Source organism: Spirosoma montaniterrae, from assembly GCF_001988955.1.
Lineage (GTDB): Bacteria > Bacteroidota > Bacteroidia > Cytophagales > Spirosomataceae > Spirosoma > Spirosoma montaniterrae.
In genome coordinates, this window is record NZ_CP014263.1 from 1448852 (window position 1) to 1461263 (window position 12412).

At 54.3% G+C, this 12412-nt stretch carries 9 protein-coding genes; 3 read left to right on the top strand and 6 right to left on the bottom strand.

Annotation, left to right across the window (positions count from 1 at the left end; all coding sequences use genetic code 11):
• Window positions 1-11: 11 nt before the first annotated feature.
• On the top strand, window positions 12-3419 hold the full coding sequence (locus AWR27_RS06330; RefSeq protein ID WP_077130414.1) for a S8 family serine peptidase: 3408 nt from the start codon (window positions 12-14) through the stop codon (window positions 3417-3419).
• Window positions 3420-3437: 18 nt separating this feature from the next.
• Here the strand turns inward: AWR27_RS06330 and AWR27_RS06335 are convergent, their stop codons facing one another.
• Window positions 3438-3659, bottom strand: a complete 222-nt coding sequence (locus tag AWR27_RS06335; RefSeq protein ID WP_077130415.1) for a DUF433 domain-containing protein — start codon at window positions 3657-3659, stop codon at window positions 3438-3440.
• Between the two features lie 34 nt (window positions 3660-3693).
• Complete coding sequence (locus tag AWR27_RS06340) at window positions 3694-6372, bottom strand: MGH1-like glycoside hydrolase domain-containing protein (protein ID WP_077130416.1); 2679 nt, start codon at window positions 6370-6372, stop codon at window positions 3694-3696.
• A gap of 278 nt (window positions 6373-6650) precedes the next feature.
• Here AWR27_RS06340 and AWR27_RS06345 point away from each other — a divergent pair, with 278 nt between their 5' ends.
• Window positions 6651-7448 carry a hypothetical protein gene (locus AWR27_RS06345; RefSeq protein ID WP_157579158.1) on the top strand — a complete coding sequence of 266 codons (798 nt, stop codon included), beginning with the start codon at window positions 6651-6653 and terminating at the stop codon, window positions 7446-7448.
• A 1-nt stretch (window position 7449) separates the two neighbouring features.
• Here AWR27_RS06345 and AWR27_RS06350 read toward each other — a convergent pair whose 3' ends face one another.
• Genes AWR27_RS06350 through AWR27_RS06365 form a run of 4 tightly spaced genes read right to left on the bottom strand, consistent with a single transcriptional unit; the run spans window position 7450 to window position 10845 of the window.
• Window positions 7450-8601 carry a serine hydrolase domain-containing protein gene (locus AWR27_RS06350; RefSeq protein WP_077130418.1) on the bottom strand — a complete coding sequence of 384 codons (1152 nt, stop codon included), beginning with the start codon at window positions 8599-8601 and terminating at the stop codon, window positions 7450-7452.
• Window positions 8602-8618: 17 nt separating this feature from the next.
• Window positions 8619-10133 (bottom strand): M28 family peptidase, encoded by a 1515-nt coding sequence (locus tag AWR27_RS06355; RefSeq protein ID WP_077130419.1) that lies wholly within the window; start codon window positions 10131-10133, stop codon window positions 8619-8621.
• 35 nt (window positions 10134-10168) lie between these two features.
• Window positions 10169-10525 carry a helix-turn-helix domain-containing protein gene (locus tag AWR27_RS06360; protein ID WP_077130420.1) on the bottom strand — a complete coding sequence of 119 codons (357 nt, stop codon included), beginning with the start codon at window positions 10523-10525 and terminating at the stop codon, window positions 10169-10171.
• The gene (locus AWR27_RS06365) at window positions 10522-10845 is read right to left on the bottom strand and encodes a type II toxin-antitoxin system HigB family toxin (RefSeq protein ID WP_232325994.1); all 324 of its coding nucleotides are present in this window, start codon (window positions 10843-10845) and stop codon (window positions 10522-10524) included. The genes AWR27_RS06360 and AWR27_RS06365 overlap by 4 nt, the downstream gene beginning before the upstream one ends.
• Before the next feature lie 31 nt (window positions 10846-10876).
• Here AWR27_RS06365 and AWR27_RS06370 point away from each other — a divergent pair, with 31 nt between their 5' ends.
• Window positions 10877-12412, top strand: coding sequence for a serine hydrolase (locus tag AWR27_RS06370; protein WP_077130422.1), 1536 nt, complete (start codon window positions 10877-10879; stop codon window positions 12410-12412).

The window sequence follows — 12412 nt, forward strand, 5'->3', positions numbered from 1 at the left end:
CAGAAATCTGTATGTCAGCTATTTTTTACCGTTTTCTGTTTGTGGGATGTATCGCGGTTGTTCCGGCTTTTGGGCAGCTTGTTGATCCAGATTACGTTGATGGTGAGGTATATATAAAAGTCAAAGCCCTTGCCGACCCAACGCAGGTGAAAACCAGCCCGGTTACGAATCTGGCTGCCGAACTACCGTCTTTAATCAAGTTTACGAACCGCTTTACGTTCGACCGTGCCGAGCAGTCGTTTTATTTTGCGACCGACGCGGGTCTGAAACGAGTGTACCGGCTGAAAATTGCCGATGCCAAGCGCGTTGATGAACTAATTGAGGAAATCAGAAAAGACGGCGATATTGAGTACATCGAGAAAGTGCCGCTGATGCGCGTATCGCTTGTGCCGAACGACCCCGCCACAAACACGCAATACCATCTAAACACCATAAAAGCGTATCAGGCGTGGGACATCAATCAGGGAAACGCGCTGATTAAAATCGCCATTTGCGACGATGCTGTCCAAACAAATCATCCTGATTTACAGGGAAATATGCTGCCCGGCTACGATGTAGCCAACGGCGACACTGACCCTAACCCGCCCAGCACCGGCTTGTCGCACGGCACGCATGTTGCCGGTATTGCCGGAGCTGTAACCAACAATGGCGTAGGTATAGCCTCGCTGGGGTTCAATAAAGTCAAGCTAATTCCGGTTAAATCAACGACCGATGCGTCGGCAGGGCAGACAATCATCACCCATGCGTATGAGGGCGTGGCGTGGGCAGCCCAAAACGGTGCCAATATCATCAACACCTCGTGGGGCGGGGGAGGGTATTCTCAAACGGCGCAGAATCTGGCTAATTCTGTTTATAATCAGGGTATTATCTGGATTGCAGCCGCTGGCAATGACAATGTATCGACCGTTAGTTACCCAGGGGCCTATAGCAACGTAGTTGCCGTAGTGAGTACCACCTCGACCGACACCCGCAGTGGTTTTAGCAACTATGGTACGGCGGCAGACGTTTGCGCACCCGGTTCGTCGATTTACAGTACAGTGCCCTTCAATACCTATGCCAGCTACAGCGGTACGTCAATGGCCTGCCCGCTGACCGCCAGTTTGTTCGGCTATATCTGGTCAATAAATCCGGCCCTGACGCCTGCACAACTTATCACGCTCATCAAAAACACCTGCGACAATATCGACGCGCAGAATCCGGGCCTGACGGGGCTGTTGGGTAGTGGCCGTATCAATGCGCTCCGGGCCGTGCAGCAGGCGTGTCCAACAATTCCGGCAGTTAATATATTGCCGGGTGGCAACACCCTTGTCTGCGCCGGAACTTCGCTTACGCTGACTGCTACCCCAGTGTCGGGCGGCACCTACCAATGGCGGAGAGATAATGTAGCGACCGGCACGAATACCAATACACTGGTGGTCAGCGAAACGGGCGTGTACAATGTTACGGTTACAACGGCAGATGGTTGCTCCGCGTCGGCAACGGCGGTAAACGTTACGGTCATTCCTGCTACGCTCACCATTTCGACCAACAAGCCGCCCGTATTGTGTGGAATCGATTCGGTAAGGCTAACTATTCCGGTTACGTATGCCGGCCTGGTCGAGTGGCGCAGAAACGGTCTTACCATCAGTAACGCCCGCAATTCGCTGGTGGTGCGCGAGCCGGGCGATTACTCGGTGCGGCTCTCGGCAGCAGGGCTAAGCTGCACCGCCGTGAGCAACGTACTCAGCGTGACGGCGGTTATGGTCGATACGCAGGTTACGGCATCGGGTAGTCCGCAACTCTGTCCGGGGCAAAGCCTGACGCTGAGCGTTGCCCCTACTGCCGGAGCAAACTACCAGTGGCGACGCAGTGGCGCGTTCGTTGGTACAAATGCCAACTCGCTGACTGTCAATGAAACCGGAGCCTATTCGGTGAGTATCACATCGGGGCTTTGTACATTCTCGTCAACATCGATAGCGGTTACGGTACTACCTGTTTCGCTGGTTATCTCGGCCACGCGCCCAACCACATTCTGTACCGGCGATTCAACCCTGTTGACAACTACCAACGTGCCGGGCCTGGCATACACCTGGCTTCGGAATGGCGCGGTCGTGAGCGGTAGTAGCTCGGCAACACTGGTGGCAAAAACCAACGGTCAGTACGTTGTAACGTCGGCGTTTAGCAGTTGTAGCGTGGCTTCAACCCCGGTAACAGTGCTAATTCCGTCGTTTAGCGTAGCCATCACGAATACGCTGAATACCTCACTGGCCTGCACGGGTGCCCGGCTTCCGCTGACGGCAACGGTAATTCCAGCGGCTGGTTATCAATGGTTTCGGAACAATGCGACTGTAGCTGGTGCGTCTACAGGGTCATTTACAGCGGTGCAACCGGGCAATTACCGGGCAGTGGCCACCACGCAGGGGTGTTCATTTAGCTCCAGTGCGGTTGCGCTTCAATTTCTCGATGTGCAGACGGCCAGCCCGGTTACGCAGTCGGTATCGCTTTGTTTGTCGCAGCCGGGCGTCCCGGTCAGCTCATCGCTCACGGCAACGGCTCCTGTTTGTCCGGCCAGCCTGACGCAAACACCGGTCTATGCAGGCGGAACCGTGGGTTACGATGCCGGACAAAAGAGCGGCTCCGACCCGACGGTAATGGTCAGTAATCTGCCACTGCTGAGCAACCTGCGCGTGTCGATCACATGGCTGAAAAAACGGGGTGGAGACCAGACCACGTGCGGAACGGCCACACAAACCGGCAACCCCTACAACAATGAAGTTCAGTTCCAGCTTCGGTCGCCCCAGGGAACGGTAATCACGCTGGTGCCTGCCGGACTATATGGCGGTGGTAACGCCGGTATGGTGACAACGGTTTTTCAGGATGGTGCAGCCACGATAGCATCGGGAGCAACGCCTGCGTCGGGAATGTTTTCGCCTGCTCAGCCGCTGGCTACGGTATATGCCGAAAACCCAAATGGCACCTGGACGCTGCTGCCCTTCGACAATGCCATGACCGACCCGCTCTGTATATCAGGATTCTCACTCACAGCCGTTTCGGTTGCCAGTTCATCGGCAACCGTAAGTTGGTGGGATGCTATAGCAGGCGGTAATCTGTTGGCGTCGGGTAGCGCGTACACGCCCGTAGCCTCAACCGTTACGAGTCAGGTCGTTTTTGCTCAGGCACTTTGTTCGGGACTGTGTCCGAGCGTTCGGGTGCCGGTTACGCTAAACCAACTGACCATGCGCACATTAAAAACCGGCGACTGGACTAACCCAACCACCTGGTCTTGCAACCGTGTGCCAACCCTTGCCGACATGGTGTACATTGATGCGGGCCACGTTGTATCGCTTACCGACAGTCAGCCACAGGCCCGGCAGATTATTTATCAGGGAGGCACACTGCGTTTCCTGACAAATGGCGTAGTCAGGCTTCAACAGAATTAGCATCTTCACTGATGATCATTACTCAATGACAATTTCGTGAGCAATTAAATTGGCTGCGTAGTCAAGGGCTGCTAAAACCTGCTCCCGGCTCAAGTGCGGGTACATACCGAGAATATCATCAATTGTAAAGCCCCCCGCCAATTTACGCACGATCAGTTCAACAGTGATACGAGTTCCGGCTATGGTAGGTTTCCCCATCATAACAGCCGGATTTCGTATGATGCTTGCTTGCTGAGTCATGGAAATGTTTTTGTCAAATTTACGAAACACCGGCCTATTTCGCTACTGGTGTTTCTACGGTTTCGGTGCGGTATTTATACAAATACTCGATCAGGTCGGCAACGAGGCCCGTCCAGCCAGTTTGGTGATTGGCACCTAAGCCAGCCCCTACGTCGCCGTGGAAGTATTCGTAGAATAAATACAAACCGTCGAAATGCGGGTCGGTCTGCATTTTTTTGTCGAAACCATAGGCTGGAATCCGCCCGTCGGCCCCGCGCCGGAAGATGTTGATGAGCCGCTCAGCCACCAGCACCGTAGCGTCTTTGATGCTCATGACCTGCCCCGAATGCGTTGGGTATTCTACCTCGAAATCATCGCCGTAATATTGGTAGAATTTCAGCAGCGAATCGACCAGCAGGAAATTCACCGGGAACCAGACCGGCCCGCGCCAGTTGGAATTGCCACCAAACATGCTCATCTCCGACTCGGCAGGCACGTAGCGCACCTGGAAAATTTCGCTGTTCAGCTCGAACTGATAGGGCGTTTTCTCATGGTATTTCGACAAGGCCCGGATGCCGTAGTCGGACAGAAACTCGGTTTCATCGAACATCCGTTTCAGAATCATCTTCATACGGTGGCCACGCAGCAAACTAAGCAGGTGCGTTTCACCCTTGCCCGGCTCATGCCAGCGCGATACTAACGACGCCAGATCGGGGCGGTTGGTCAATACCCATTCTACACGACGCTTGAAATCAGGCAGTTTCGAGAGCAGGTCTTCATCTAAAATTTCGACCGCAAACAACGGAATCAGCCCTACCATCGACCGGATTTTGAGCAGCCGGGCGTTGTTGTCGGGCATGTGCAGAACGTCGTAGTAGAACTGATCGACTTCATCCCACAGACTGATATTCTGCCGACCGAGGTTGTTCATGGCCCCGGCGATGTGCAGAAAATGCTCGAAGAACTTGCTCGCCATGTCCTGATAGCTGGGACGTGTCAGACCAATTTCGCAGGCAATGCGGAGCATGTTCAGCGTGTACATTGCCATCCAGCCCGTGCCGTCGGCCTGCTCGATGCGCCCGCCCATCGGCAGCGGCTGACTGCGGTCGAATACGCCGATATTATCGAGACCGAGGAAGCCTCCGCCGAAGATGTTGTTTCCTTCAACGTCTTTGCGGTTCACCCACCACGTAAAGTTGAGCAGCAGTTTATGAAACACCCGCTCAAGGAATGAGATGTCGCCTTCTCCGTTCAGTTCTTTATCGATCTCATACACTTTCCAGCACGCCCACGCATGAACGGGCGGGTTCACGTCCGAGAAGTTCCATTCGTAGGCCGGAATCTGCCCGTTGGGATGCATGTAATATTCGCGCAGAATAACGGCCAACTGCCGCTTGGCGAAGTGCGGGTCGAGCCGGGCCAGTGTGAGGGTATGGAAGGCCAAATCCCAGGCTGCAAACCACGGGTATTCCCACTTGTCGGGCATGCTCAGAATATTGGCCGTGTACATATGCCGCCAGCCTTCGTTCCGGGCATACACGCGCCCCTGAAACGGCACCGGCATTTTGGGGTCGCCCTTGAGCCATTCGTTGACGTTGTAATAATAAAACTGCTTGTTCCAGAGCATACCGGCATAAGCCTGTCGCTGAATTGCCAGCAGTTCGGGGTCAGTTACGTTGCGTTGCAGGTTGGCATAGAACGCATCTGCTTCATCGAGCCGTTGCTGCCAGATGGTGTCAAAATCGGCAAAAGGCTGCGACAGCGTCGTCTGATCGCTGAACCGTAACCGGATTTTAACGCTGCCACCCGCCGGAACCTGCCGCACATATTGCGCAGCCGCTTTGGTGCCAATTTCGTTTGGGTTAATAAACGATTTGCGCCCGCCCGATACAATGTAGTTGTTGATCCCGTCTTTTGGGTATTTCGATACGTTGGGGCGTCCGTAAAGCCGTTCGGTGTTTGTGTCGTTATCGCAGAACAGCAGCGCGTCGGCCTCTTCGCAGTAGAGTTTATATTTGCCTAACTGCTTGTGATTCACCTCGATTTGATTCGTACCGATGCCGTTCAGCATTGGCCGTATGTTGCTGTACTGCTCATAGCCCCAGGCCCATGTATTCCGAAACCAGATGGTAGGCAACAGCGTTAGCGGGGCGTCTTTATCGGAGCGGTTGTGCGCCGTTACGGTCACTAACCAGTCGTTCTGATCGGCTTTGGCGTACTCAATGAAAATGTCGAAATACTCATCTTTGTCGAAGATGCCGGTATCGGTGATCTCAAACTCCGGCTCCTGCCGACCACGCCGGGCGGTTTCGATTACGAGCCGGTTATAGGGGTATTCCTGCTGCGGATATTTATACAGCATTTTCATGTACGAGTGCGTGGGCGTACTGTCTAAATAATAGTACAGTTCTTTTACGTCTTCGCCATGATTGCCTTCCGGCCCGCTCAGGCCAAACAGCCGTTCTTTAAGGATCGAATCTTTATGGTTCCAGAATGCCAGTGCGAAGCAGATGTGGCCCTTGTTGTCGGCTATACCGCCAATGCCTTCTTCGCCCCACCGATATGCCCGCGACCGGGCCATATCGTGGCTGACGTAATTCCAGGCATCGCCGTAAGGACTGTAATCTTCGCGGACGGTGCCCCAGGCGCGCTCGGTTAAATAAGGCCCCCATTTCTTCCAACCTTTGTTATCGGCTCGTTCGTAGATGCGTTCGCGTTCGGCAATAGAAGTCATAAAAAAGTCAATACGGCAGGTGAGTAGATGGTCTAAGCGGATATGTAGCTTCAAAAATACGCGTAAATACGTGTCGATACAGTGGAACTGCCACGAATCCGCTGATTTAAAGTTAGTTTTACACAGGTTGAGTGGGTTATGACTGAATTTTTGCCAATAAGTATCGCTAAAAATTTACGAAAAGAGCAAATACATCGGAGTCCGTACAAAACATTTTCGTGGAACACGCCGTAAATCGTCATAGCTTTGATGTGGTTTTAGGTGGAAATAATATGACTATGCGTACAACCGTACTCATTGGATTGGCGATGGCAGGATGTATGATCCTATATGCCTGTGCAAAAACATCGCCCGATCCGATGGCCGACGATTCGCTTACGCCTAAAGGTGCGATAAGCAGTGCCGATCTGCCCAAAGGCGACATTACTGGTTTCGTAAAACTCCACGACGAGTTCGGTACGCCTAAAGCCGACAATGCCGGTATGATTGTGTCGCTGGAGGGGTTGCAAACGGCTTTCCCCGCCCGCACCCGCCCCGAAGGTCGGTTTACGATCACCAATGCTCCGGCGGGGCTGTATAATCTGAGTTATCGAAAAGAGGAGTTTGGCAATACCAAGCTAATTGGTATCATACATACCGGCGGATCAGTGCCCACCACGGCCCCGCCGATCAACATCTGGGAAACGCCCCGCACCATACCGGCTAACCTAACGGTATCGATCAATAAGCTGACTATCAGCCTAACCGGCATAGCGACGCCCGTTCAGCCTGCCGGAACCGCCCCGGAGCAGCAACGCCGGGTGCGCGTATTTTTTGGCCGCGACGATAAAGTAAACGCCCTGAATTATACAATGACACTGCCCCAGTTTACGCTGGCACCGGGTGGTACGGGCGCGTTCTCGCTGAACTTTCTGGCCGACGATCTGCTGTCGTTCAAACCCGGCGAACGGGTATATGCCATCGTCTACGGCATCACGGCCACCGAAAACGCTTATGTTGATCCCGAAACTAAGCGCACTATCTACGCTGGCATCAATCCAACGCCCTCGAATGTGGTAAGTTTCGTATTGCCATAAACTAGTTTACGGCTGCCAGCACCCGCTTTATCAGCTCATTTGGATTGCCGTCGTGCCACCGCCACACAAGTACAATGTCGTGTTCGGGGTCGATCCAGACGGTGTTTTGCCCGGCACCGAGCGCGGCAAAGCTGTTCGTGGGCGCGTCGGGCCAGGGCTTTTTGCCGCTTTCACCCTTGCCGGTGTTGAGCCACCACAAATAGCCATAATCGGGGCCAACCGGGCCAACGGTAGTGGCCTGCCGTACCCAGTTGGCCGACACAATCTGTTGGTTCTGCCAGCGTCCCTGCCGCAGAAACAGGTAGCCGAAGCGAGCGAGGTCACGGGCGTTGATCCACAGCCCACCTCCCCAGCGCGTGCCACCGCTCACCGAGGGCATAGGCTTTCCGTTGATGTCGGCCACGGCAGTAGGGTAAGGAATATACTGCCACGTATCCGATGCGCCGATGGGGTTCATCAACTCGTCGCGCACGACGTCGGGAATGGGCTTTTTCCAGAGCCGGAGCAGCGAAAGAGCCAGTCGGTTGATTCTGACGTCGTTGTACTCGTAATACGTACCGGGTTTTTGCAGGACGCGGGGTTTTCGTTCGCCCCGCCCGAAGGCTTCTCGGCCCACAAAATTGCTGTGTTTGCCCCATAATTCTCCCTCCCATTCGCTGGTCTGGCGCAGGTGCTGTTCCCACGTAACGGCCCGGTTCTGATCCGAATCGTAGCCACCATCGCGGACGCGCTTACCAACCGGTTCCTGAAGATCAGGAATCAGACCACGCTCGTGGCTGATGCCGGTAATGGTCGACAGTACGCTTTTGGCGACGCTATAGGTAGGATCGGCGCGTTGGGTTTCGCCCCATTCGGCCACGATGTAGCCGTGCCGCAGAATAATGCCATTCGTAGCTGCCCGGCTGTTGGGAATGGGGCCAAGCAACTTCCCGAAAATTTCTTCCTGCGTCGAGAAGTCAGGCTTCATCTGCTTGGTTTCCTGCGTTTTGGCGAAAGCTACTGCTGAATCGAGCCGGGCGGGGTCCATACCGGCCTTGTCGGGCGAGATTCGCGCCCAGGCGTCTTTGGGCGGGAAGTAGGTTTTCGAGGTAGTAGCAGCGGGCCGCTGACAGGCAACGGCGACGATGAGAAAGAGAGGGTAGAAACGGTTCATAGAAAGATGTAGTCAGGCTAACGCTCCAGTTTAAACCCTTCATCGAGCCGGACGCGCTGCGGGCGGTTGGCAACATCCCAGCCGGTCAGATACATCCAGCGGGTAACGTTGGTCAGCTTACCGAGGTCGATACGGGCGGGTTCGTCGCGGGGGGTGTGGTAGTCGGGGTGGAGCAGGCTCGTAAAGAAAATGGCTGGAATGTTCTGGCGGGCGTAGGGGAGGTGGTCACTGCGGAAATAAAACCCTTCACGGTGATCGACCTTATCCCAAAGCGTATCGAGCTTAAACTGCGGGCCGTTCTGATTGGCGGTCAGAGCCGCATTCACCAAATCGAGCGAGTTGCGGTGGGGTAGCTGCGAACCAAGCAGGGCCGCGCTGTCGGGGGCATTGCGGCCAATCATGTCGGCATTCAGCACTGCCACCAGCGATTGCTTCGGCACGGTCGGATGTTCGGCGTAATAGCGTGAACCAAGCAGCCCCCGCTCTTCGGCTCCGTGAAAGACAAACAGAGCCGAGCGTTTGGCAGGTTGCCGCACAAAGGCCCGTGCAATAGCCATCATTGCCACACAACTGCTGGCGTTGTCGTCGGCTCCGTTGTAGATAGAATCGCCCGGCGTGGATGCGCCCGCTACCGGCATCCGAACGCCATCGTGATCCTGGTGCGTGCTGAATAAAACGTACTCATTTTTCAGTGTCGGGTCTGTGCCGGGGGCGCGGGCAACGATATTGACCGACGGGTAGCTAAAACTTTCGACGTTGACTACGTTGGTAAATCGCTGACCGGGCTGCTGCACCAACGACAATGCACTGGCCGGAAGCCATACCGTGGGAGCCTGGGCGAAAACGCGGGTATTGGGGCCACCGGGCAGGTCGTAGCGGCCCCGTTCGAGCAGCATACTCCAGCGGTTATACACGCCCTGCGCGAAATTATCCGACACGAATAGCACCGCCGATGCACCCGCTTTAGTCAACTCTGCCGACCGGCGTTGCATGGTGCCGAACACAAACCGATACACGTTCTGATTGGCCGGGGCCGTACCTGAAAATAGCAGGGCTACCGCCTTTCCGTTCAGATCAACGCCAGCCAGTTCGGCGGGTGTGCCCGTTCCAACAAATACCAGGGGCGCATCGACCGAGGCAATGGCCGGAACCGTCACAACGGCGTCGCGGCCATGCATCAGGTCACGGTTGCCGATGCTCAGGCGGCTGGTTTCGGTGATGCGGGTGCGCTGGAGGTGAAAAAACTGAAAAAACGTGCCATCGTCGCCAGCGGGTTGCAAACCAATAGCCCGAAGCTGATCGGCCAGCCACACCGACGCTTTCAGTTCGTTGAGCGTACCGGCTTCGCGGCCCTGAAAATGATCGTCGGCCAGCGCAAACAGGTCGCGTTTGATATCGGCTTCACGAATGGCCGACAGCGCGTTGGCAGTGGCAGGTGTTGCGCTGCGGGGCTTCGGCTGGGCAGAACAGATAGGTAACAGGCGAACTATGAGCAGTACAGCTAAAAAGATGTCGATCCGGTAACAGCGCATGGTAGTGGTTTGATGGGTATGTTTTATGATAGACGCTAAGCTGTTTCGAGAATGAAATTACCGTCGATGTCCAACTTCTCATGCAGACGCTTGGCGAGTTCAAGTGTTATCCGTCTTTTCCCGTTTAAAATCTCCGAGACACGCGAAGTTTCAATATCTAAAAGCTGTGCCAGGTCTTTCTGTTTCAATTTCATTTCATACATTTTCCACTCAATCATGCCAACAAGCGTCGTCGGTTTTGGAAAGTTCATAGTTGCTTCTTCATAGGCTTGAATGGCTTCGGCCAGCGTGCGAGCCTGCTTTTGCAGAGAAATGTCTTCCCCCATTTGGCTAATCAAGGCATCGAATGTTGCGAAAGCCTGCTTGTAATCGGTTTCGTTTTGAATGGTCATGTTTTGTGTTCCACTGTTTTAGCATCGATTTTATCGTATTCGGCATGTGTACCGATAAACTTGATATAAACCGTGCGGATGCTGAATAGGATAGTTACAACTAAACGATAACGGTTGCCGCGTATGTTAAAAATGAAACGGTCATTGCCTACATAGTCAACCGTGTTGAAAGTAGCCCGAACATGGTTTATATTGGCCCAATCAATAGCCGCTACCACATCATACCACTCCATCAACGCAACCAGCACATCAGGGTGTTTTTCTGTAAATCGGATCAGGGTAGCTTTTGCAATTATTACCATAACGCAAACGTACCGCATAGATTCCATTTTTTAGAATTTTTTTACACGTATGCTAACTAAATGTACGCTCTTTCTCACCGCTGTCGGCTATTGCCTCAGCCATTCCCTTTACGCTCAGCCCCGCAGGCCACAACCCGATCCTGTGGCCCGCTACGACGCTTACGTGCAGCAGGCTCTGCGCGACTGGCGCGTGCCGGGTATGACTGTCACGGTCATTAAAAACGGGAAGGTAGTGCTCAAAAAAGGGTACGGCGTTCGCGAATCAGGAACGACGCAATCCGTTGATTCACAGACGCTGTTTGCGATGGCATCGACCACCAAAGCTATGACGGCGGCCTGTCTGGGAATGCTCGTAGATGAAGGTAAACTGCGCTGGAACGATCCCGTTATCAACTACCTGCCCGATTTTCAGCTTTACGACCCCGCCGTAACCCGCGAGTTGCGGGTGCGCGATCTGCTACTGCATAACACAGGGGTGGGCAACGCAGATCTGCTGTGGACGATCATGCAGATTCCGCCCGACGAAATACTGAACCGAATGCGGTACGTGAAACCGGCCTATTCGCTACGGTCGGGATTCATTTATCAGAATATCATGTACTTAGCTGCCGGAAAAGTAATTGAAAAAGTAAGCGGGATGCCGTGGGAGACGTTTATCCGGAAACGCATTTTCGAACCGCTGGGCATGACCCGTACCCGCGCCCTGTTCCGTGATGTAACCGACGCTAACCGGGCCAAACCGCACGTGAACGTGAACGATACGGTGCGGGTCGTGAACAGCCGACAGGAAGAAAGCGCGGTCGATGCTGTTGGACCTGCCGGGTCGGTATGGTCGTGCCCCGACGATCTGACGGCCTGGATGCAGTGTATGCTCGATTCGGGGCGATATGCTGGTAAAACGCTACTCAAACCCGGCACGTGGGCCGAACTCTTCAAGCCGCAGACCATTGTAACCGATGCCCAGTTTTACCCAACGCAGGTGCTGACAAAGCCGGTCTGGAAAACCTACGCGCTGGGCTGGTTTCAGCACGACTACCGGGGGCATCGCGTTAATTTTCATACCGGAAGTTTAACAGGAATGATAGCACTTCACGCCCAACTGCCTGACTACAAGTTAGCTGTGTATGTGCAGGGCAATCTCGACCATGCCGAAGTGCGGCACGCGCTCATTTATCGGGCCTTCGATGAGTTTGCACTGAACCCCGCCAACGTAACGGGCCGGGACTGGAGTGCGGAGTTCCGTAAACTTTACGGATCGATTGAGCAGCAGGCCAAAGCCGCCCAAGCCAAAGCCGACAGCAGCCGTGTGCCGAACACTAAACCCACGTTGCCACTTTCGGCTTACGTCGGCACATATACCGACCCGCTCTATGGTAAAATCGACGTTGCAATGCAGGATGGCTCGTTGCGCTTTTCGGCCAATAACTTTACTACCGGACGGCTCAACCACTGGCATTACGATACATTCCGGCTTACCTACGACGATTTCTGGAGCGGCACCGATGCCGTTGTGTTTATCCTCGACGCACAGGGTAAAGTTGCCAAACTCAACTGGGCCGGGGGCGAACTGGTTCGTCAAAAATAA

What these genes read in the sequence shown, in the direction of transcription:
- AWR27_RS06330 (WP_077130414.1), top strand. Translation starts at nt 12, where the DNA reads ATGTCAGCTATTTTTTACCGTTTTCTGTTTGTGGGATGTATCGCGGTT.
- AWR27_RS06335 (WP_077130415.1), bottom strand. Translation starts at nt 3,659, where the DNA reads ATGACTCAGCAAGCAAGCATCATACGAAATCCGGCTGTTATGATGGGG.
- AWR27_RS06340 (WP_077130416.1), bottom strand. Translation starts at nt 6,372, where the DNA reads ATGACTTCTATTGCCGAACGCGAACGCATCTACGAACGAGCCGATAAC.
- AWR27_RS06345 (WP_157579158.1), top strand. Translation starts at nt 6,651, where the DNA reads ATGCGTACAACCGTACTCATTGGATTGGCGATGGCAGGATGTATGATC.
- AWR27_RS06350 (WP_077130418.1), bottom strand. Translation starts at nt 8,601, where the DNA reads ATGAACCGTTTCTACCCTCTCTTTCTCATCGTCGCCGTTGCCTGTCAG.
- AWR27_RS06355 (WP_077130419.1), bottom strand. Translation starts at nt 10,133, where the DNA reads ATGCGCTGTTACCGGATCGACATCTTTTTAGCTGTACTGCTCATAGTT.
- AWR27_RS06360 (WP_077130420.1), bottom strand. Translation starts at nt 10,525, where the DNA reads ATGACCATTCAAAACGAAACCGATTACAAGCAGGCTTTCGCAACATTC.
- AWR27_RS06365 (WP_232325994.1), bottom strand. Translation starts at nt 10,845, where the DNA reads ATGCGGTACGTTTGCGTTATGGTAATAATTGCAAAAGCTACCCTGATC.
- AWR27_RS06370 (WP_077130422.1), top strand. Translation starts at nt 10,877, where the DNA reads ATGCTAACTAAATGTACGCTCTTTCTCACCGCTGTCGGCTATTGCCTC.